General features: G+C 47.6%; 16 protein-coding genes. 9 read left to right on the plus strand and 7 right to left on the minus strand.

Features of this window, described 5'->3' with window-relative positions:
- Positions 1-95: 95 nt before the first annotated feature.
- The 3 genes from C6W44_RS08340 (at position 96) to C6W44_RS08350 (ending at position 4,023) form a co-directional block, all read left to right on the plus strand.
- Positions 96-1,391, plus strand: coding sequence for a UbiH/UbiF/VisC/COQ6 family ubiquinone biosynthesis hydroxylase (locus tag C6W44_RS08340; protein WP_413772340.1), 1,296 nt, complete (start codon positions 96-98; stop codon positions 1,389-1,391).
- A 100-nt stretch (positions 1,392-1,491) separates the two neighbouring features.
- Complete coding sequence (locus tag C6W44_RS08345) at positions 1,492-2,745, plus strand: FAD-dependent oxidoreductase (RefSeq protein WP_105244973.1); 1,254 nt, start codon at positions 1,492-1,494, stop codon at positions 2,743-2,745.
- Between the two features lie 36 nt (positions 2,746-2,781).
- The gene (locus C6W44_RS08350; protein WP_105244974.1) at positions 2,782-4,023 is read left to right on the plus strand and encodes a PIN domain-containing protein; all 1,242 of its coding nucleotides are present in this window, start codon (positions 2,782-2,784) and stop codon (positions 4,021-4,023) included.
- Positions 4,024-4,198: 175 nt separating this feature from the next.
- Here C6W44_RS08350 and C6W44_RS08355 read toward each other — a convergent pair whose 3' ends face one another.
- From C6W44_RS08355 to C6W44_RS08365, 3 genes are all read right to left on the minus strand, one after another.
- Complete coding sequence (locus C6W44_RS08355) at positions 4,199-5,353, minus strand: RNA-guided endonuclease InsQ/TnpB family protein (protein ID WP_100749529.1); 1,155 nt, start codon at positions 5,351-5,353, stop codon at positions 4,199-4,201.
- Positions 5,350-5,961 (minus strand): IS607 family transposase, encoded by a 612-nt coding sequence (locus C6W44_RS08360; RefSeq protein WP_105243882.1) that lies wholly within the window; start codon positions 5,959-5,961, stop codon positions 5,350-5,352. The genes C6W44_RS08355 and C6W44_RS08360 overlap by 4 nt, the downstream gene beginning before the upstream one ends.
- 68 nt (positions 5,962-6,029) lie before the next feature.
- Positions 6,030-6,956, minus strand: a complete 927-nt coding sequence (locus C6W44_RS08365; protein ID WP_105244975.1) for a lysine exporter LysO family protein — start codon at positions 6,954-6,956, stop codon at positions 6,030-6,032.
- Between the two features lie 196 nt (positions 6,957-7,152).
- Here C6W44_RS08365 and C6W44_RS08370 point away from each other — a divergent pair, with 196 nt between their 5' ends.
- Entirely contained in the window at positions 7,153-8,247 is a 1,095-nt protein-coding gene (locus C6W44_RS08370; protein WP_105244976.1) for a CDP-alcohol phosphatidyltransferase family protein, read from the plus strand.
- Between the two features lie 49 nt (positions 8,248-8,296).
- Here the strand turns inward: C6W44_RS08370 and tnpA are convergent, their stop codons facing one another.
- On the minus strand, positions 8,297-8,707 hold the full coding sequence (gene tnpA / locus C6W44_RS08375) for an IS200/IS605 family transposase (RefSeq protein ID WP_105244977.1): 411 nt from the start codon (positions 8,705-8,707) through the stop codon (positions 8,297-8,299).
- 60 nt (positions 8,708-8,767) lie between these two features.
- Here tnpA and tnpB point away from each other — a divergent pair, with 60 nt between their 5' ends.
- Positions 8,768-9,895 (plus strand): IS200/IS605 family element RNA-guided endonuclease TnpB, encoded by a 1,128-nt coding sequence (gene tnpB, locus C6W44_RS08380; RefSeq protein WP_105244978.1) that lies wholly within the window; start codon positions 8,768-8,770, stop codon positions 9,893-9,895.
- Between the two features lie 167 nt (positions 9,896-10,062).
- Here tnpB and nadB read toward each other — a convergent pair whose 3' ends face one another.
- A complete protein-coding gene (gene nadB, locus C6W44_RS08385) occupies positions 10,063-12,021 on the minus strand; it encodes an L-aspartate oxidase (protein WP_105244979.1) in 1,959 nt (652 codons plus the stop codon).
- A gap of 1 nt (position 12,022) precedes the next feature.
- Positions 12,023-13,162, minus strand: a complete 1,140-nt coding sequence (gene nadA / locus C6W44_RS08390) for a quinolinate synthase NadA (protein ID WP_105244980.1) — start codon at positions 13,160-13,162, stop codon at positions 12,023-12,025.
- Positions 13,163-13,676: 514 nt separating this feature from the next.
- Between nadA and C6W44_RS08395 the strand changes: the two genes are divergently transcribed.
- From C6W44_RS08395 to C6W44_RS08410, 4 genes are all read left to right on the plus strand, one after another.
- On the plus strand, positions 13,677-14,726 hold the full coding sequence (locus C6W44_RS08395; RefSeq protein WP_105244981.1) for an NUDIX hydrolase: 1,050 nt from the start codon (positions 13,677-13,679) through the stop codon (positions 14,724-14,726).
- Between the two features lie 164 nt (positions 14,727-14,890).
- The gene (gene nadC, locus C6W44_RS08400) at positions 14,891-15,769 is read left to right on the plus strand and encodes a carboxylating nicotinate-nucleotide diphosphorylase (RefSeq protein ID WP_105244982.1); all 879 of its coding nucleotides are present in this window, start codon (positions 14,891-14,893) and stop codon (positions 15,767-15,769) included.
- A gap of 140 nt (positions 15,770-15,909) precedes the next feature.
- Positions 15,910-16,551 (plus strand): MarC family protein, encoded by a 642-nt coding sequence (locus C6W44_RS08405; protein WP_105244983.1) that lies wholly within the window; start codon positions 15,910-15,912, stop codon positions 16,549-16,551.
- A 123-nt stretch (positions 16,552-16,674) separates the two neighbouring features.
- Complete coding sequence (locus C6W44_RS08410) at positions 16,675-18,057, plus strand: NAD(P)-binding domain-containing protein (protein ID WP_105244984.1); 1,383 nt, start codon at positions 16,675-16,677, stop codon at positions 18,055-18,057.
- A gap of 106 nt (positions 18,058-18,163) precedes the next feature.
- Here C6W44_RS08410 and C6W44_RS08415 read toward each other — a convergent pair whose 3' ends face one another.
- Positions 18,164-18,766, minus strand: a complete 603-nt coding sequence (locus tag C6W44_RS08415) for a LysE/ArgO family amino acid transporter (protein WP_105244985.1) — start codon at positions 18,764-18,766, stop codon at positions 18,164-18,166.
- Positions 18,767-18,788 lie beyond the last annotated feature (22 nt).

Raw genomic sequence — 18,788 nt, forward strand, 5'->3', positions numbered from 1 at the left:
ACACAAGCAAACTGTGGTAATCTAGGGCATTAATAAATAACGCCTGAAAAATAAGAAAGCACACCATTAAAAGCAATATGATTAGGAATAGCATGATGCAAAATACCAATGCAACGTCATCAACTGTCAAAAAAAAAGCAGCAATCACCGACCAGCAAGTGCTGATCGCAGGCGGCGGTCATGTGGGTCTGTCTTTTGCCTTGCTGCTCGCCCATCACGGCATCAAAAGTACTTTACTTGAAAAAAACAGTTACCCAACCATCAGCCCGCAAGATGACCGCACGCGCAGTCATTATTTGGACAGTCGCAACACCGCTCTGTCGCGGCGTACCGTACAGATTTATCAAGAGATTGGGCTGTGGGATGAGCTACAAAGCCATGCCTGCCGTATCGATGCGGTACAGATCAGCGAGCAAGGCAGCTTTGGCCGCGCGCAATTAAATAAGGCGGACGAGCAAGTCGAGTCGTTTGGGCAAGTGATGGAAAACGCTTGGCTGGGGCGTAAGCTACTACTGGCCGCGCAGCAGGAGCCGCTGATTAGTATCATTGATAATGCCAACGTCATCGCTGTCGAGCAGCAGCCTGATGGCGTGACGCTCAGCTTTAGCTATTACGGCGAAGAAGAGCACGAGCAGCAGCTGCAGGCCAGTCTACTGGTCGCTTGCGATGGTCGCGACTCTACCGTGCGTCAGTTATTGGACATTGGCACGACGACGTATGACTATCAGCAGACCGCCATCGTCGGAGTGGTAGAGACGGATAAGCCGCACGACCATGTCGCCATTGAGCGCTTTAGTCCAGCAGGGCCACTGGCGGTGCTGCCATTGACCGACCCAGAAGGCGATGGCAATGAGGAATATCAACAAGGCTACAGACGCTCGGTGGTTTGGGTCTGCCCAAAAGGCGAAGAGACAAAATACCTAGAAGATGATGCGCATTTTTTGGCGACATTGCAGCAAGCGTTTGGCGAGCGTGCTGGCACGTTTGTCAACGCTGGTCGCCGCGGTGGCTACCCGCTGACGCGAGTGCTTGCTGACAGACAGGTCAAAGGCCGCTGCGTCATCATGGGTAATGCCGCCCACACCTTGCATCCTGTGGCAGGTCAAGGCTTTAATCTGTGTATGCGCGATGCTCAGGTACTGGCAAAAATGCTGAGTGCGCAAGTGCTGCGAGGCGAGGATATCGGTAGTCCAGCATTGCTCACGCGCTACGAAAAAGCCCGACAAACCGACCAAAAGCGCGTCATTCGTTTTTGTGATGCGGTCGTCCATGGCTTTACCCATTCCAATCCAGCGATTAAGCTAGCACGTAACGTCGCCTTAGTGGCGTTTGATAAACTGCCCAATATCAAACCGCTGGTGGCAAATTATGCCATGGGCTTAAAATCGTAATACCCATAACTAAAGTGATGCGCTATTTTTAGCCCATTTAGATAATTATCAAGTGAATTGAAGATACGCCCTAACACGTCCTGATATCGAGAGCTAACTTATGACAAACAACCATACACTCATTATCGGCGGCGGTATCGTCGGTGCGACGCTGGCGCTAAAGCTGGCGCAGGCCAAAATGCCCGTGACCTTAATCGATGCGCGTCCTGCTCGAGATGAGTCTGCATGGCAACAAATGCTTGGCAAGCGCGATGCCCGTGTGTATGCGCTGAGCCTCGGCAGTATTGCGCTGTTAAAAGACATAGGCGCTTGGCAAAAGATAGCGATATCTGAGCGCAAGGCGGATTACTCGCAGATGCAGGTATGGCAGCTAAATGGTATGGGTGAGCTATTATTTGGCGATAGTGAAAGCAGTACGCCAGAGCTGCTTGGCAGTATGGTTGAACCAGCGGTCATCGAGTATGCCTTGTGGCAGCGTCTGTCTGAGGAGGATGTCAGTGATTATCTGACCGTCATCGCAGGGCAAAAAGTCGTCAATATGGACTGGCGCGGGACGCAGCAGGGCTACCGTGTGACGCTAGCGGACGGCGCTGCTATCGATACGCATCTGCTCGTCGGTGCCGATGGTCGCGGCTCGTTTGTCCGTCAGCAGGCGGCGATTGGGCTAGATACGCTTGATTATAACCAAACCGCGATTTGCTGTGCGATTCAGACTGCCAAGCCCCATCAAGCAACCGCACGCCAAGCCATGCTACCGACCGGCACGCTGGCTCTGTTGCCCTTAGCAGATATCACTGATGAGGATAAAGCTACGCCGCAGCATTGGCAGTCCATTGTCTGGACACTGCCGCGCAATGACGCACTGGCTTTGCTCGAGGAAGACGAGCGCGTGATCGCTGATAAATTGGCCGCTGCCAGTCATTATGAGTTGGGCGCAATCGAGCAGATAGAGTCCATCGCCAGCTTTCCACTGACCGCGCAGCAAGCGAAGCGTTATGTACAGGACAATTTGGTGCTAATAGGCGATGCCGCCCATGGTGTGCATCCGCTAGCAGGTCAGGGGTTAAATCTAGGTATGCTCGATGTGAAGGCGCTAAGTGAGCAGCTGATGCACGACTATGCGCGTAGCGGCGATAAGCTGTGGGGAAGTAGCCAAACCTTGCGTAGCTATGAGCGTCTACGCCGACCGCATAATAGCCTGATGATGCATAGCTTTTCGGCGCTTAATTGGCTGTTTGCAGGCCCGCTTGCGCAGATGCGTCCGATTCAGCAGATTCGCAGCGAAGGCATGTACCGCGTTGGCAAGATAAAGCCACTCATGCGATTGTTTGCGAAGCAGGCTAGTGGGGTTTAGGGAGGGTTGTGACAATCAAATAATAAGAGTATTTCGATGAAGCATATTTTAATTGATTATGAAAACATTCAACCCAAGAGTTTTGAGGGCATGGATACAAAGGAATGTCATGTATGGTTGTTTTTGGGCATACATCAGCAAAAGAGCTTGCCACTTGGGTTGGTCGAAGCATTACTCGAATTCAACAGCGATAATGTACATATCATCAAGATGCAGCATGCAGGTAAAAACGCTTTAGATTTTTACTTGTCTTTTTATCTTGGCAAGATATCTGAAATCGATGCACAGGCGGATGTGTGTATTTTGGCAAGAGATAGTGGTTACGATATCTTGGTTGAGCATCTCAACACTGTGTATGACGGTATGGCCATCACACGCGCAGGAGATGCCAATCAATTAAGCCTCGCCTATGAGGTAGAGAACACGATAGAGACTGATATGGAACAAACTCAACTCATCGTTGATACCAGTCAAAACGAAGTGTTCTATGACGATACTAACAGCGATGGTCTGATAGATACGAAGACCGCTACAGTACCAATCAGTGAAGAAAAAACGCCTCAATCTATAATTCATGACTGCTATGTTTTGGTGTTCGATAGCATAGTAAATCGCAAGATGTTTTTGCCAAGCTATAAATCAAACCTACTCTCTGCGATGAAGAAATACGCGTTAGCAGAAGCTTTGGTTAAATTTGATGAGGCCGAACAAAACAATATCGTTGAAAAAGTTTTTGATAAATTTATCAAGAAAGGCCTGATAGAGCTCGATAGTAAAAACGAAAAACTCTGCTACAACACAGACAGTCAGGGTGTACTAAATTTAGTAGCCGAAAAAGTATTACTAAGTAAAGCTAAGACTATGACTGGATTAATCAACGTCATCAAACAAAAACTTGCCAGCTATCGTCAAAAAAACGACGAGTCACAAGTAAACCTAGTTATTACATGGCTAAAAGATCAAGGACTGATAAAGCAAAACAATCAAAAAGTTTGTTATCCAACCTTAGATGATTTATCAGTCCATAAAACAAAAACCAGTGTCAAAAACGTAAGCTCAAAGACGATAGAGCAACGTACCGTATATCAATGCGCTATTGCATCTATTAAGGATCGGCCTGTCAGCTCACGACCTGCAAAAAAATCGAGTTTAATCAATTACCTTAACAGTCATCTGCGCGATGAAGACCCTAAAACAATTGATAATATTGTCAAACAAATGATTGGCAATCAGGTTGTCACGATATCTAGTAACAACAAGCTTAGTTATAATATATAGTCAACTCACCGTTCCAAAAATCTTACTCAAACCTAGCCAATATTGACTATTAGATAGGTTTGACGTTTTCTTTCTGCTTCATTGTCACGCGCTATTTCTCATTTGAGATTTAGACTGACCACGACTCCACAGACTTTTTTAATTGGCGATGGAACTCACCGTCCAATAAACAGGATTATGCAGCTGTTAAAATAACAGTCGCGTTATTTAAAATATTGATGCTGGCGTTGAGGTCACGGTCATGAGAAACCTGACAGTTAGGGCACAACCACTCACGCATTTTCAATATTAGCTCATCTTTACCAAGGATATGATTGCAGTTTGAACAGGTTTTTGAGCTTGGGTAGAAGGGTCCGACTGATTTCACAACCTTGCCTTGCTCAGTGGCTTTGTAGATAAGCTGTCGCTTAAACTCAAAGAAACCCAAGTCACTGATAGCTCTTGATAGCCGCCTGTTCTTAACCATACCTTTGACATTCAAATCCTCAATCGCAATCACATCGAACTCATTAACCAGACTTGTTGTGATTTGATGGAGAGAATCTTGCCTAATACACCTGATCTTATAGTGCAAACGAGAGAGCTTGGTTTTCGCTTTTTCTCTGTTTTTACTGCCTTTTTTAGTGCGACTGAGCGCTTTGTTTAGCGTTCTTAGTTTTTTAAGGTTTGCTTGAAGTGGTTTTGGCGCTTTAATTTTAGTGCCGTCTGATAAAACCAGTAAGTCGGTAATACCAAGATCAACACCAACGCTTTTACCTGTCTTTTTAGTAGGAATTACAGCTTTTTGTATTTCAACAGCCACACTAACAAACCACTTACCGCCACGTTTAGAGATGGTGGCTGACATGATCTTGCCGTCAAAACGTAAAGCTTCTTTTAAGCGAACCCAGCCCAAGTTTGGGATACGAATGGATTTACCTTTAATGGCAAATTGGTCGTTGGATAAACTGAATCTATCGTCACGGCCTTTTTTACGAGCGGTTGGGTATTTCGCTAAGCCTTTAAAGAAGTTGTTATAAGCATCACCCAACTGCATGATTGCCGCCTGCGGAGCGCATTTGGTCACTTCCAGCATATAGGGGAATAATTCACGCTTAATGGCGTTCAATTCGCGTCTGAGCTTCGCCTGTGAGGGCTTGTTTAGATTTTTAGTATCAACCTCAACGCCTGCGGCCAAACACGCATCACGGTACGCTTTGTCAAGCGCATACTGCCGCTGCCACTCATGCAAAGCCCAGTTGTAGGCTTTTCTCGCCACGCCACAAGCACGAGCAAGGTGATTTGCCTGTACGTTGTTTGGCTTGAGTTCGATAATGTGTCCACGGATCATAATGCTTTTTTAACCGCCTCTATTAATTGTTGGTTTTTCTTGCTGCAAGAGCCGTATAGCCTCGCTGAAAATACGGTGATAATCTCCAATACATCTTGGGCTAATTCTTGCTCAAAACTCAACTCTTCACCTTGATTGATTATTACCACTTCAACGTCACGAGCCTCACACAACATGAAAACCAGTTCTGCACCAAATCGTAAAAGCCTGTCTTTATGGGTAATTACCAGCCGTTCAACTTTATTGCTCAGTATGTCATCAAGCAGGTTTTTTAAGCCTTTCTTTTTATAATCCATTCCACTACCAAGATCGGTAATCGTCTCAAAAGTCCAGCCTTGCCTGGCACAATAAAGTTCCAAAACTTGAGACTGGAGAAGTAAGTCGTCTTTTTGATCACGACTCGACACACGAGCATAAGCAATGGTTTTTCGGTCTAATTTAGGTGGTGTATTCAAGGAATGCGGTCTGATTTCACTTAAATCATATCGCCTATGCCCGTTTTCGGTTCGCTTGGCGACTAACGTACCATCCTCATCCCAACGTCTTAATGTGGATTGAGCAACCCCGAAATGTTTGGCAGCCTCCCCAATACTAACCAGTTTCCCCATAACTTGCTCTCTATATTATAGATATAATCTATCTATTATAGTAATAAATAGGTAGGTTTGTATATATTTTATTTGACTGTTTGCAACCCCAACGCCGAAAACGCCACCATCAGTACGGGCGAGACAATATTAATAATAAAGCCAAAACTAATTGCCAGTGGCACGACCTTGAGACCGCCAGATTGTTGAATAATCGGCAAGGTAAAGTCTAAGCTCGTTGCGCCGCCAAGTCCAACCGCTGCTGACGGATACTTACGCATAAAGACGGGAATAAATAGCAGCGCAAAAAACTCACGTATCAAGTCATTAAACAGCGCCACGCTGCCCCAAATCGCCCCATAAGCATCGGTCATGACGATGGCCGATAGCGAGTACCAGCCAAATCCAGACGCCAGCGCCAAGCCTTTGGTCCACGATACATCGCTAAACATCAGCGCAAAGACAAGCCCGCCTACCAATATCGAGAGGGTAAAGATAATACTCATTTCCACCCCGCGCTTATTGAGCAAGACTTCTTTTAGGGTGATACCCGAGCCTTTGAGACCGATACCGACCAATAAGATCAATATCATCAGCATGACGGTCATGGTGTTTTCAGGCGGCATATAACCTTCGGGCAAAAAATACCCAATCACCATGCCAATCACGACACAAACCACTTGTGCCAAGCTACCGCGGATACTGACGCGGTGCTCTTTGGATTTGACGCTGGGTTTTTTGGCATGCCACGGGCGCAGACGGTCAAAAAGCATAAGCGCAAACAAACCACTACCAATCGTCAAGATCGATAAAATGGTGACATATAGCGCAATCTCACCTATCTGACTGCCCAGCCCTTCCACTTGTGACAGCTCGATACCGATGAGCGCCAAGATAATAAACACCAAGTACGACAAGCCTTTATCCGCAAGCTTGGTCATTTTGGGATTTGAGGGGATGGCAAAGCCAATAAACATTGGCATTAATACCAGGACAAGGGTAATCAGGCTTTGCATGTCGGCAGGCTCGCAGCGGTTTTAAACAAGCCGAAGATTGTATCATATTCACTTATAAATACGGCTATCCGCGCATGATATTCATCATAGAATAGAACGATACTGGCCGCGAGTAGTATTTTTATATGCTTGGCTTATCTTTACCTGATCAACTTTTGTTGTTACATTAAGGCACTCAATCTCTGTGGTCAGCCCTATGTCGCTCTATCAGCTCAAATCTCAGTTTCAAGACCAGTTGCGTCCCATAAGCGACACATTGGCTAAGTTAGGATGCAGCGCCAATCAAGTGACGATATCTGCTGTGATACTCAGCCAAGGGACGGCCTATGTGATTGCCAAGCCTGCGGCTCACTATCAGGCGCTTTGGGCGCTGCTACCGTCGTCGCTGTTTGTGCGTATGGCGCTCAATGCCATCGATGGCATGATGGCGCGTGAGCATGCACAGGCATCTGCGCTGGGCGGTGTGCTCAATGAAGCAGGTGACATTATTGCCGATACGGCGCTCATCAGCAGTTTGCTACCTCATAGCGCTCAGCCAAGCTGTCCATCTAAAAATGTGATTGACCAACAGGCTCATCAGCAGCGTCATGTCTTTGGGATGATGATACTGAGTGTCAGCACTGAGCTGATAGCCATCGCCTGCGATGCTGCGGTGGGCGCTCGAGCCAATCAAGGACCGCTGGGCAAAAGTGACCGTGCGTTTGTGCTGGGCATGCTTGGGGCGGCAAAAAGCCTTAGCGTGCCGATATCATTGTCTCATCGCTCAGCAAGTCCGTTTTTTATGCTAATAGAAATACTACTGCTAAAAACGTGCCTCAATCGTCTGCGCTATATGGCCGCATTGTATCTACAGCGTCAGCCGCCTGTACCGCGCTCAGCCCATACTACTTTGGAGTCCCAGACCATGTCTTCTGATTTTATAAATATAAATGATACAGCGGCGCAGGATATACCAGCCTCTTCTAGCGCGGCTACAGAAGTATTACAAGCTGCCGTGATAGAAGGCGAGAGCTGCTATAACGCGTATGATGGCACGGCGATTTATTACCGTTATTGGCTAACGATGCCTATTGAGCAGTTAAAAGACGCCGATCAGTGTTTACGGCAAGTGATTTTGTTGCACCGTGGTCATGAGCATTCAGGACGTCTGGCAGAGCTGGGGCAGCAGTTTGCAGCGGCAGGCTATCAGGTGTTTGCGTGGGATGCGCGCGGCAATGGCCGATCAGGCGGTATCAAAGATCATGCCGAGAGCGTCACCGAGCTTGAGCGCGATTTAACAAATCGTGCGTAATTCTCCACCTATAATCTTTGATTTAGGTGGAGATGTAAGCACGAGCAACCTAATCAGGGCGCTCTTGTTTTTCGATATATTGCCTAATAGTATCAATCGTAGCACCACCAGTCGTCAGCAAACAATATGCTCTAGTCCAAAGTACAGGCTTCCAGTAAAACGTTGCCAAATGCTTCGCAAATTCCTTTCTCATCAGTCGGCTAGTGACCGTTTTTAGATTATTGATAAACTTACTTGGCATGATATTGGGGTGCATTTCAATTAGTAAATGCACATGATCGGCTTCTCCGTTGAACTCTAATAGCCCAACCTCCCATTTTTGACAAAGGTCAGTTATGATTTCTTTTAGCCTATCAAGCATAGCCGCAGTAAAGCATTTTCTACGATACTTTGTGACTAACACCAAATGATAAGTAAGTTTATAAACACAGTGATAATGGGATTTTAGTTTATTATTCATAATTGACGCTAAATGTAGATGATGCTAAATTATAACCATATTTCAATCAGCTAACAAGCGATGCTAAAAGCCTACAAATACAGAATTTACCCAAATCTTGAACAGCAAGTGCTTATCGGAAAGCACTTTGGCTGTAGCCGTTTTGTGTTCAATTGGGCGTTGGCTTTGCAAAAACGTTACTATGCCATGTTTGGTAAGTCTTTAACACGAACCAAGATTCAAAGTCACTTGGTTAAAAAGAAGAAAAAGGCTAAATTCTCATGGCTTAGTGAAGTTAATAGCCAGTCGTTACTAAATGCTTTGCTCAACGTACATACCGCTTTTACTAACTTCTTCAAAGGTCAGGCTAAGTTTCCACGCTTTAAATCTAAAAAGGTACCTCAGCGAAGTTACCAATGTCCTCAACATTGCACCGTAAACTTTGCACAAGGCATGATCAACCTACCTAAAGTAAAGGGTATTAAGACCGTATTTAGTCGTGAGTTTGAAGGTAAGATTAAAACAGTAACGATTAGTAAGACAGCAACAGGCAAATACTATGCAAGTGTGTTGGTTGATAATGGTGAAGCACTACCGACACCAACTACCATTGAGTCCAGCTTGACGGTGGGTATTGATTTAGGCATTAGCCATTTGCTAAACCTATCTGACGGTAGCAAGGTTGATAACCCAAAGCATTTAGCCAAAGCCAGTCAAAGACTTGCCATACAGCAAAAAATCTTTTCTCGCAAACAAAAGACCAGTAAAAACTATCAAAAACAAAAATTAGCCGTTGCTCGCATTCATGAAAAAGCACGCAACGGGCGCTTAGATTTACACCACAAAATCACCCATAGCCTTATCTGTGAAAACCAAGCGACAAGCTATGCACTTGAAGATTTAGCGGTGAAAAATATGGTAAAAAACCGAAAACTTGCTAAAGCCATTAATGATGTCGGTTGGGAGCAGTTTGTTACTTTGCTTACTTACAAGGCTAAGTGGTACGGCAAAAATGTTCTAAAAGTAAATCGGTTTTTTGCTAGTAGTAAAATTTGTTCGCATTGTGATCATAAGTTAGATAGCCTAGCGCTATCAGTTAGAAGTTGGAGTTGCCCTAATTGCCAAACCACCCATGATCGCGATATCAATGCTAGCAACAATATACGCTCTAGGGCGTTAGCTGATGTAGCAGGACTTGCTACTGTGTAAAGAGTTCCCCTATACCCAAATCTATCAGCGTAGATGGTATAGCGAAAGGTGGTGGCTTATACTAGCACTATGGGTCGCAAAGATTCCCCCACCAAAACCGTTAGGTTTGGTGGTGGGAGTACGTCAATCCTAACTATAGTTGATAAACTATATGGTATTAGCTGATATTAACCGGACTCCCGCATGGCTAAAGATGGTACAGTTATTTTTTGCACATCCGCTGTTGTTATATGGGCTGTTGTGTCTATATCGTCAATAGTAGCAAATGCGGTCAGCGAGGGCGGCTCAATGACACTGGTCAAAGGTTTGTTCGCTAAGTTTGGATAGTCTTGTCTATAATGACCGCCGCGACTCTCATGACGCTGATAAGCCGACTGGATAATCAAAGCCGCTAACTGCAACTGCCTAGTTAATTGAACGTAGGGCAGCGTATAGTAAGAGATGACGTGGTCTTGGCTTTTAGTATCTATATGATCAAAGCTTCTACCACCGAGCTGCTGTTGCCACTGGCAGACTTGCCCCAGCGCTTGCTCAAGCTGCGCGGCGCTACGAGTGATGCCCAGATGCGAGGTCATTAACGCTTTTAATTGGGTGGTTATGCCAGCAATCTCAGTATTTGTACTAGTGCCGACGTTGACGTTGACGTTGTGATGGTCGTTAGCATGGCGTTGGTACTCAATGGGCGATGGCAAGGTAATACGCTGATAGTCTGCCAGCATCGGCGGGGTCCAAATATCATAGATGGATTGCTCTGAGTTAGTATAAATGGACGTGGCGTCTGGTTTTTTAGTTGCGTGTAGATAGCGCGGGATATCGGCGGCGATGTGGCGCCCGACCACCACGCACTCCAGCAGCGAGTTACTGGCCAAGCGATTAGCGCCGTGCAAGCCTGTATAAGCAACTTCTCCTGCCGCATAAAGCCCTATCACATCGGTCAAGCCATTAGCAGAAGTGACCACGCCGCCGCAGCTATAATGCGCGGTGGGGGCTACTGGGATCGGGTCGGTGGTGATGTCGATGCCAAGGTCTAATAGTGTCTGATAAATCTGCGGAAAGTGTGCTCGGAGAAATGCCGCTGGTAAGTGACTGACATCGAGATGAACGTAGCCAAGTCCATTGATGCTAATTTGCTCGGCGATAGCACGAGCGACGATGTCTCTTGGTGCCAGCTCTGCGCGTGTATCAATCTCTAGCATAAAGCGTTTGCCTGTCTGCGGGCAGTACAGCCGTCCGCCTTCACCGCGTAGGGCTTCAGAGATTAAAAAACTACTATCACTAAGCGCCAAACCTGTCGGATGAAACTGGATAAACTCCAGATTTGCCAAGCGGCAGCCTGCTTGCCAAGCCATCATCACGCCATCACCGACACAGACATTGGGCGCGCTGGCACGTTTAAACAGCTGACCCAGACCGCCACTGGCCAGTACCACCGCGCGACTATAAAAAGTCAGCGTGCGCTGGTTGTCATGAGAAAAAACGTATGCACCTCGGCAATGATTGTCAGTATTTTTTAGCAGATGAAACGCTTCATGATAGGGCAGGATAGTGATATTGGATGCCGCTTGCGCTTTTTTAACTAAGGCTTCCATAATATGTCGGCCAGTGGCATCATCAGCATGAGCGACGCGCCGGCAGCCATGACCGCCTTCTTTGGTCAAGTGTAAGTCGCTGGTTTGTAAGGCGGCTGTCTCAAGGTCTTCCTCATGGGGGTATTGAAAATTGTCTAATGTCGCTGTTTTTTCTGCTGGCGCGTGTTGTTTTGGGAGGCGAGTAAAGGGTACGCCTTGCTCGCACAGCCATTGCACCGCTTGCTCGCCTGAGCGTAGGATCTCTGTGGTGTTTTTTGCCTCGCACAGCCCTGCGCCTGCGATGAGCGTATCAGCGATATGATCAGCGGTGCAGTCTTTGGCATCTAAACTTGCCGCGATACCGCCTTGGGCATAATGACTGGAGCAAACGTCCAGCGCCGCTTTACTTAGTATCGTCACGTGGAGTGTTTGCGGTAAGGCCAGCGCCGTGCTCAATCCAGCAAGACCTGCGCCAATGATCAACACATCTGTGTGTCTGACGCCATGGGTATCATCAGCAAGGGTGCTTGTATTAGCGGCTGTATGCGCCTTACTCATATTAGGCAGCTCCCACATTGGCAAATAGTGCGCGGTCTTGGGTGATATCACCGCTTGCAGTGACACGCCGCTTTTGCGCTTCGGCAAAATCCAGCATGCGTTGTAAAGGTTTTTTGGCGGCGGCTGCCAGCTCAGGCGTCAACATGACTTCACCGCTTCGCTGCATCAGACACTGCTCGATGCCTGTTAGGCCATTCATCGCCATCCACGGGCAAAACGCGCAGCTCTTACAGCTGGCGCTTTCGCCAGCGGTCGGTGCGGCCAAAAAACGCTTGTGTGGAGAGCGTTTTTGCATCTCGTGCAAGATACCCAAATCGGTCGCTACGATAAAGGTCTCGGCATCCATCTCATAGGTTGAGCTGAGCAGCTTACTGGTTGAGCCGACGACATCAGCAAGCGCGACCACGCTATCAGGCGACTCTGGATGTACCAGTACTTTGGCGTCTGGGTGCTCCTCTTTTAATTGCAGCAGCTCGGTCGCTTTAAACTCATTGTGCACCAGACAAGAACCTTGCCAGAGCAGCATGTCTGCGCCAGTCTCACGAGCGATATATTTACCCAAATGACGGTCAGGCCCCCAAATGATAGGCTCACCTTGCGCGTGTAAATGACGGACGATATCGATACCGACAGAGGATGTCACCACCCAGTCGGCACGCGCTTTGACCGCGGCGCTGGTATTGGCATAAACCACCACGGTACGCTCAGGATGGGCGTCGCAAAATGCGGCAAACTCATCTGCAGGACAGCCCAAATCAAGCGAGCATTCCGCTGCTAAGTCAGGCATCAGGACGGTCTTTTCCATACTTAGAATTTTTGCTGACTCGCCCATAAAGCGCACGCCTGCCACTACCAATGTCTGTGCCTCATGGGCTTGTCCAAAGCGCGCCATCTCAAGCGAGTCACCGACACAGCCGCCAGTCGCCAACGCCAAATCTTGAATAAAAGGATCGACATAATAATGAGCGACGAGCACAGCGTTATGCGCTTTTAGCAAGTGCTTGATGTTTTCTTCAACTGCCAGTCGCTCAGAGCGTGGCAGCTCGGTAGGTATCTTTGCTCTGGCGTATTCGATGGTCATCTGAGTGGCGATGCGCTGGTCGGTACTCATGATAGGGGCGTCGTACGGATAAGTTTTCATAGCTACAACCTTTCCTTTGGTGCGATAGTGACACATCATATGTCGTAATATTGGAATGACTCGCTAAAGCAAAATCATAAATTGTTCTAATTATGCTCATTTTGAGCATAAAAACAAGGGTTTTTTATGATTTTTCTACCTATAGTCAATCCTAAATAAAACTGACATGCTAGATATTATGTTTACGTGCTACTGGGTGCCACGTGCTACTGATATTTATTTTGCGCAGCCTCTGTCGGCGTAGGCACAGCAAGCAAGAAAAATGAATACCAGTAGCGCTGTACCTGTTTTAAAGTAAATTAACCATATTAAGGCGTGCGGCTTGGCTGATGTTACAGCGACAGACTGTGATCGTCTTAGATTCGAGCTATACTAGGAAGTGTTACTGTTTGTAGATAAACAGTGCTAACGACTACTGTAGCATGGCTGTTTTGATTGTATACTGAGTTTGTTTTTGTACTCAGCTTGTTTTTGTACTACGTTTGATTTTCTATCGAGGATGATAAATACACTTATGACGTTGTCTTATTCACATGCGCATCAGCAAGGCAGTGGTACCACCGAGGTGGTTGCCGTACTCGTTGCGATTACCGAGCATACTGCCCGTGTCCTAACGGTCGATCAAGGTAAGCTATTGCCCAATGGGCCACTGATGCCGCTGCATCGCTCGTTGCAAGCAGGGGTGCGCCAGTGGGTGGAAGAGCAGACGCAGCAGCCACTTGGGTATTTAGAGCAGCTTTATACCTTTGTCGATACCAATAGACGCAACGTCGATGGTCATGCTTTAGTGTATGTCAGCTATCTAGGGCTGGTGCAGGAGACGCAGACGCCAAAGCTGCCAAGTCAAGCGCTATGGCGAGATTGGTATGATTACTTTCCGTGGGAAAACCACTTAGATGGCGCGCCAACTATCATTACTTCGTTTATTGTGCCAGCGTTATTGGCATGGGCACAGGAGGCAGATGACGCTATCACCCAGCAGCGGCGACGTCAGCGTATTGAGCTGTGTTGGGGCGTCGTTGAAGCGCATGTGATAAGCCAACAGCCGCCAAGCTTGGGTGCCAGCGCGGCCAGCTGGGAGCAGCTGCCAGAAAATAAAGAATGGGTCGCCGAGCATGTACTGCTGCGCTATGAGATGCTTTATGAAGCAGGGTTGATACCTGAAGCGCCAAGCTATCCGCCAAGCTACTTAGCCAATGTGTCCACCGAGCTGCCCAAACACTGGTCGCAGCTGATAGGCGAGCCGATGTATTACGATCATCGCCGCGTGATTGCCACCGCCATCTCTCGATTACGAGCCAAAATAGAGTATCGGCCGCTGATTTTTGGTTTGATGCCCGAGGTGTTTACTTTATCGCAGTTACAGCAGAGCGTAGAGGCGTTATCAGGTGTGCGCCTGCATAAGCAAAACTTTCGCCGTTTGCTGGAGGCACAAAACCTAGTGGTGGAAACAGGAGAGAGCAGTAGCGCTCAGCGCGGCCGGCCCGCCAAGCTGTATCGTTTTCGGCACGATATCGAGTTACAAAGCCTGCTCATGGATAGCAAGCTGCCCAAACGCAAATAATCAAATGACATTATTGTATTGCAGGGCGGGGTGCTTTACGCTATATTTATGCTCATTTTGAGTCTAATAAATGACCGTGATGCCAGTGATATGATTGCTATTTGTGGTGTTATCACTGGCGATGGCACATTTATCAGGCAAATGCGCAACGATAAGGATAACCGATGACAGGCAAACAAGAACCAGCATTAAATGAGGTGTTGCTACGCCCATTAATAGAGACCGCTCTCACAGAGGATTTAGGCAGGCGCGGCGATGTCACCTCACAAGCAACCATCCCAGCCGATATGCAAGCGCAGCTACAGATCAAAGCGCGCCAGGCTGGCGTTATCTGCGGTATGGATTTGGCGCGATTGGCCTTTGATATGGTCGATACGCAGATTGGTTTTGACGCTCAGGTCGCTGATGGTGAGAGGGTTGAGGCGGGGACAGTGCTGGCGACCGTGCGCGGTAATGCGCGTCATTTGCTCACTGCTGAGCGTACCGCGCTCAATTTTATGACGCATCTGAGCGGTATTGCGACCGCGACACGGCAGATCGTCGATAGTGTGGCTGCATACCCTGCGCAAATCACCTGTACGCGCAAAACCATTCCTGGCCTACGGACAGTGCAAAAATACGCTGTACGCTGCGGCGGCGGGCGCAACCATCGCTTGGGGCTGGACGATGCGATTTTGATCAAAGACAATCATATTGCGATTGCAGGCGATATCGCAACTGCCATCAAGCAAGCGCAAGACTTTGCCGGTCATCTGATTCCAATTGAGGTAGAAGTCGACACCTTAGCGCAGTTAGCGCAGGCACTCGATGCCGGTGCAAGCTTGGTATTACTGGACAATATGACGCCTGATGTTTTGGCGCAAGCGGTGGCTATGTGCCAAGGCCGCGCCAAGACAGAAGCCTCAGGAGGTATTACCCCTGAGACGGTGCAAGCGGTCGCCCAGGCAGGGGTGGATTTCATTGCCATGGGTTATCTGACGCACAGTACCACCGCGCTCGATATCGGTCTGGATTTTATGGTCAGTGATAATACGGGAAATTAAGCAAAGTTAATGATTTTATTGGCTTATCTGCCTATGTTACAATGGGCGCTTATGCGGTGGTTAGCCGCCTAACAGGTCATCGCTGTGTGCCGTAATGACCTGACTTTAGCATCATTGCTGCAACAGATAAGCGAGACTGAGTGAACACTGAAATAATCAAGATAATCTTAGCCTTTTTGGTGCTGATCAATCCATTTAGCGCATTGACGTTGTTTTTGGATTTGACCCGCGGTTATTCGATGAATAATCGGCGCAAAGTGGCGCGTGTTGCTTGCTTGACCATTTTTATTACCATCAGCTTTTTTACTGTGGCAGGGGAGACCTTGCTTAAGCTGCTGGGTATTTCTATCGGCTCGTTTCAGTTGGCGGGTGGTATCTTGGTGTTTTTGATTGCGCTCAACATGATGAACGGGGAAGGTAACCCCGTCAAACCCGATCAAGAAAACTTCGATGTCGAGTATGACAAATACTCCGCGCCAAGTACCGCCTCTGCTGTTGTGCCGCTCGCTATTCCGATGATGATCGGTCCTGGCGGTATCTCCACCGTCATCATTTACTCTTCGCAAGTCTCTGGGATTTTGCAAGTCTCAGCCATTCTTATCGCTGGATTGTTTATCAGCTTGTTTTGCTATTTGGCCTTAATGGCGGCAGGCCGTATCAGCCGGCTGCTGGGCGATACTGGACTAAACATCATGAGCCGCATCATGGGCATGCTCTTGGCTGCAGTATCTATCGAAATCATCGTCAATGGCTTGCGTACCTTGTTTCCTGCCTTAGTATAACCGCTTATCTGACGCTTAAAAGCATGTGCGCTTGTGTAACCAATCACCAAAGACGCTGGCAAAAAACTCCATTAATGAAAATATGTTATAGTAGTGATTCACTATTTTTGACAGGAGTTGATCTTGAGTAAGAAAAGAATTGCTATTTTAGGAGCAGGTCCAAGTGGTTTGGCGCAGTTGCGTGCCTTTGAAGCAGCGCGCTTGGCAGGTGTAAAAGACTTACCTGAGATAGTTTGTTATGAGAAACAAAACGCCATTGGCGGTATGTGGAACTATAGCTGGCGCACAGGTCTAGACAGAAATGGTGAGCCCGTCCACGGCAGTATGTACCGCTATCTATGGTCAAATGGCCCAAAAGAATGCTTGGAGTTTGCAGACTACTCGTTTGATGAGCATTTTGGTGAGCCTATCCCTTCATACCCTCCGCGTGAAGTCCTAAAAGACTACATCATGGGCCGTATCGACAAACAAGACATTCAAAAATATATTCGCTTTGAATGCCCAGTACGCTGGGTGGCTTTCGATGATGACACGCAAAAATTCACCGTCACGGTGATGAACCATAAAACCGACGAACAAGAAGTCGAAGAGTTTGACTATGTTGTGGTTGCGACAGGGCACTTTTCGACGCCAAACATGCCGTACTTTGAAGGTCTCGAAGCCTTCCCTGGCCGCATCTTGCATGCTCACGACTTCCGTGATGCCCTAGAGTTTAAAAACGAAGATATTTTACTTGTCGGTAGCAGTTACTCCGCCGAAGACATCGGTACGCAGTGCTATAAGTATGGCACCAAATCAGTAACCATCAGTTATCGCAGCCAGCCACTTGGCTATGAGTGGCCTGAGGGCATCAAAGAAGTGCCACTGGTGACGCATTTTGAAGGAGATGTGGCGCATTTTGCTGATGGCACCAGCCAGAGCTTTGACGCCATCATTATGTGTACCGGCTACTTGTTCCATTTCCCGTTCTTGCCGGATGAGCTGCGTTTGCAAACGCATAACTGCTTGTACCCTGCCAACCTTTATAAAGGTATTTTTTGGCAGCCCAATCCCAAGCTTATCTATTTAGGCATGCAAGATCAGTACTTTACCTTTAATATGTTTGACGCCCAAGCGTGGTATGCGCGTGATGTCATCATGGGTGAGATGGCGCTGCCGGATTTGGCAACGCGTGAGGCTGACGAGCAAAAATGGCTGGAAACCTATGCCAAATGCGTCACGGTCGACGACTCCATCGACTTTCAAGCCGCTTACATTCGCGACTTGACCGATGCGACGGATTATCCTGAGTTTGCTGTAGAAAAACAAGGCGATATTCTAAAGCAGTGGCAAAAGGACAAAGCAGAGAACATCATGACCTTTAGAGAAAAGGCCTACCGCTCGACGCTGACGGGCACGCTAGCGCCTGAGTTGCCAGAGCCGTGGCTGGATGTGTTAGATGACTCGCTTGAGCACTTTTTAAACTTGGCATTTGTCCAGCCCAAAAAGCACAAAAAAGCCTCATAAGCAGTTTTTATCTATAAGTGTTTATTGTAAAAACCAAACCTTCAAGTGAGGGTTTGGTTTTTTTGTTTAGGATGAGACATCCATCTTTGGTGACTAGCTTTGATGATTAGCTGTGATACAAATGCCATGCCAGATAGAGCATCAAGATACCGACGAGAGCGTCCAAAATATTCCAAGCTTTTGGTTTGGTAAACAGCGGCTTGAGTAAGCGCGCGCCATAGGCCAGCGCAAAAAAGAAAAAGAAAGACGCGCTGACGGCACCAGCGGCAAACACCACTTTGCTACTAGCGCCTGTTGAAACCATGCCGACGAGCACCAATGTATCTAAGTAGACGTGCGGGTTGAGCCATGTAAAGCCAAAACACAGGAGCAGCGCTTTTTTTAGGCTGCTGACCACTTGACCCTCGACGGTCAGTGCCTGTGATAGGCGCACACTGGCATATAGGCTTTGTAGGCCATAACCGAGCAAAAACACCACACCGGCGAATTTTGCGACATCGACGATGTGCGGATAGCGTGCTGTCACGGCGCCAAAGCCGCCGACGCCTGCTGATATCAAGATGGCATCGCTAAGGGCACAAAACAAACAGACAAAAAAGATGTGCTCGCGCTTTAGTCCTTGTTTGAGTACAAAGGCGTTTTGCGAGCCTATCGCAATGATGAGCGATAGCCCAAGCAAGAAGCCAGAAAGAAAGTCAGGGGTATACATAATTAAGTGCTTAATCGGTGGT

The sequence above is a fragment of the Psychrobacter sp. Marseille-P5312 genome (assembly GCF_900291405.1).
GTDB lineage: Bacteria > Pseudomonadota > Gammaproteobacteria > Pseudomonadales > Moraxellaceae > Psychrobacter > Psychrobacter celer.

Bases quoted from the DNA above. Each gene is read 5' to 3' on its own strand.
- C6W44_RS08350 (WP_105244974.1), top strand. From the start codon at position 2,782: ATGAAGCATATTTTAATTGATTATGAAAACATTCAACCCAAGAGTTTT.
- C6W44_RS08395 (WP_105244981.1), top strand. From the start codon at position 13,677: ATGACGTTGTCTTATTCACATGCGCATCAGCAAGGCAGTGGTACCACC.
- nadB (WP_105244979.1), bottom strand. From the start codon at position 12,021: ATGAGTAAGGCGCATACAGCCGCTAATACAAGCACCCTTGCTGATGAT.
- nadC (WP_105244982.1), top strand. From the start codon at position 14,891: ATGACAGGCAAACAAGAACCAGCATTAAATGAGGTGTTGCTACGCCCA.
- C6W44_RS08360 (WP_105243882.1), bottom strand. From the start codon at position 5,961: ATGGGGAAACTGGTTAGTATTGGGGAGGCTGCCAAACATTTCGGGGTT.
- C6W44_RS08365 (WP_105244975.1), bottom strand. From the start codon at position 6,956: ATGCAAAGCCTGATTACCCTTGTCCTGGTATTAATGCCAATGTTTATT.
- tnpB (WP_105244978.1), top strand. From the start codon at position 8,768: ATGCTAAAAGCCTACAAATACAGAATTTACCCAAATCTTGAACAGCAA.
- nadA (WP_105244980.1), bottom strand. From the start codon at position 13,162: ATGAAAACTTATCCGTACGACGCCCCTATCATGAGTACCGACCAGCGC.
- C6W44_RS08415 (WP_105244985.1), bottom strand. From the start codon at position 18,766: ATGTATACCCCTGACTTTCTTTCTGGCTTCTTGCTTGGGCTATCGCTC.
- tnpA (WP_105244977.1), bottom strand. From the start codon at position 8,707: ATGAATAATAAACTAAAATCCCATTATCACTGTGTTTATAAACTTACT.
- C6W44_RS08340 (WP_413772340.1), top strand. From the start codon at position 96: ATGCAAAATACCAATGCAACGTCATCAACTGTCAAAAAAAAAGCAGCA.
- C6W44_RS08345 (WP_105244973.1), top strand. From the start codon at position 1,492: ATGACAAACAACCATACACTCATTATCGGCGGCGGTATCGTCGGTGCG.
- C6W44_RS08370 (WP_105244976.1), top strand. From the start codon at position 7,153: ATGTCGCTCTATCAGCTCAAATCTCAGTTTCAAGACCAGTTGCGTCCC.
- C6W44_RS08355 (WP_100749529.1), bottom strand. From the start codon at position 5,353: ATGATCCGTGGACACATTATCGAACTCAAGCCAAACAACGTACAGGCA.